Annotated in this window: 2 protein-coding genes; one reads left to right on the top strand and one right to left on the bottom strand. The window is 72.2% G+C overall.

The window, feature by feature from the left end; genetic code table 11:
• Positions 1–112 precede the first annotated feature (112 nt).
• Positions 113–907 carry a hypothetical protein gene (locus EHS43_RS43310; RefSeq protein ID WP_260470988.1) on the bottom strand — a complete coding sequence of 265 codons (795 nt, stop codon included), beginning with the start codon at positions 905–907 and terminating at the stop codon, positions 113–115.
• Between the two features lie 134 nt (positions 908–1,041).
• On the opposite strand from EHS43_RS43310, the gene EHS43_RS43305 reads away from it, so the two are divergent.
• Positions 1,042–1,983 carry a Ppx/GppA phosphatase family protein gene (locus EHS43_RS43305; RefSeq protein ID WP_125195911.1) on the top strand — a complete coding sequence of 314 codons (942 nt, stop codon included), beginning with the start codon at positions 1,042–1,044 and terminating at the stop codon, positions 1,981–1,983.
• The last annotated feature ends 96 nt before the right edge of the window (positions 1,984–2,079 follow it).

Genomic DNA, 2,079 nt, shown 5'->3' with positions numbered 1-2,079 from the left:
CGACCCGGCGAGCCCGACCCCCTCACCGACGGACAGCGCCGACCCGTCCCCGTCCGTGTCGTAACGGCTGCGACGGCGGGGCGGGCGCGGCCGACGCCTTCCGGCCCGGCGCTCAGCCGGTCGGGTCCGCCGGATGCGGTGCCAGCAGCGGCAGTTGGGAGGCCAGGCGTTGCTCGCAGAGTTCGACGAGGCGGTCGTAACCCGCCTTGCCCATCAGCTCGATCAGCTCGGGGCGGTAGGACACGTAGACCGGGTCGCCGGCGCCGTGTGCCGAGGTCGCCGACGTGCACCACCAGTGCAGGTCGTGGCCGCCCGAACCCCAGCCGCGCCGGTCGTACTCGCCGATCGACACCTGGAGCACGCGGGTGTCGTCGGGCCGGTCGATCCAGTCGTACGTCCGCCGCACCGGAAGCTGCCAGCAGACGTCCGGCTTGGTCTCCAGCGGCTCGCGGCCCTCCCGCAGCGCCAGGATGTGCAGCGAGCAGCCCTGGCCGCCCGCGAAGCCGGGCCGGTTCTGGAAGATGCAGGAGCCCTGGAAGGGCCGGGTCTGCCGGTCGCCGTCCTCGTCCTCGGAGACCCAGCCGTTCGCCGTGCCCTCGGCGTGGTGCTGCCAGATGTCCGGGGTGAGCCGCGCCACGTGCTCGGCGACCCGCTGCTCGTCCTCCTCGTCGGAGAAGTGGGCGCCCAGCGTGCAGCAGCCGTCGTCCGCCCGGCCCGCCTGGATGCCCTGGCAGCCGCTGCCGAAGATGCAGTTCCACCGAGAGGTCAGCCATGTCAGATCGCAGCGGAAGACCTGCTCGTCGTCCGCCGGATCCGGGAACTCCACCCACGCGCGCGCGAAGTCGAGCCCCTTCTCGTCGGCCTTCAGAGCCTTCAGGGCCTTCCGTGACTGCTTCGGCGGCTTCACCCGCGAAGGACCGTCGGCAGATACGGCCGTTTTGTCGTCCTTCACCTTTTTCGTCTTTGGCACGCGTCCAGGGTAAGTCGCCCAAGGCCCCTCCGGAGACAGTCGAGCGCCCGGCTGGCAGTAGCGTTCCCTACATGAGACTCGGTGTCCTCGACGTGGGATCGAACACGGTGCACCTGCTGGTGGTGGACGCGCACCCCGGCGCACGCCCCCTGCCCGCGCACTCGCACAAGGCGGAACTGCGCCTCGCCCAACTGCTCGACCACGCCGGGGCGATCGGTTCCGAGGGCGTCGAGAAGCTGGTCTCCGTCGTCAAGGACGCGCTCCAGGCCGCCGAGGACAAGGGCGTCGAGGACCTGCTCCCGTTCGCCACCTCCGCCGTCCGCGAGGCCAGCAACGCCGACGACGTCCTCGCGCGCGTGAAGGCCGAGACCGGCGTCGAGCTCCAGGTCCTCACCGGTGCCGAGGAGGCCCGTCTCACCTTCCTCGCCGCCCGCCGCTGGTTCGGCTGGTCGGCCGGCAAGCTCCTGGTCCTCGACATCGGCGGCGGCTCCCTGGAGATCGCCTACGGCATCGACGAGGAACCGGACGCGGCGGTCTCCCTGCCGCTCGGCGCGGGCCGCCTCACCGCGGGCTGGCTCCCCGGGGACCCCCCGAGCCCGGACGCCATCAGGGCCCTGCGCCGCCATGTCCGGGCCCAGATCGCCCGTACCGTCGGCGAGTTCGCCCGGTTCGGTGCCCCCGACCACGTGGTCGCCACCTCCAAGACCTTCAAGCAGCTGGCCCGCCTGGCGGGCGCGGCCCGCTCCGCCGAGGGCCTCTACGTCCAGCGCGAACTCAAGCGCGAGTCCCTGGAGGCCTGGGTCCCGAGGCTGGCCGGCATGACGACGGACCAGCGGGCGGAACTCCCGGGCGTCTCCGAGGGCAGGGCGAACCAGCTGCTGGCCGGTGCGCTGGTGGCCGAGGGCGCGATGGATCTGTTCGGCGTGGAAACGGTCGAGATCTGCCCCTGGGCGCTGCGGGAGGGCGTGATCCTGCGCAGACTCGATCACATGGGTTCACCGCAGACCCTCTGAAGGCTCGGGCCGAACCGGTCCGGGGCCCCGCCGCGGCGCGTGCGACGGGCCACGACGCACCCCCACCCCTGGCTCTTATACACATCTGACGCTGCC

Origin of the sequence: Streptomyces sp. RP5T, assembly GCF_003933965.1 — a bacterium.
Taxonomy (GTDB): Bacteria; Actinomycetota; Actinomycetes; order Streptomycetales; family Streptomycetaceae; genus Streptomyces.
Note: the sequence above shows the minus strand (reverse complement) of the source record. Positions and strands in the feature narration are given on the sequence as shown.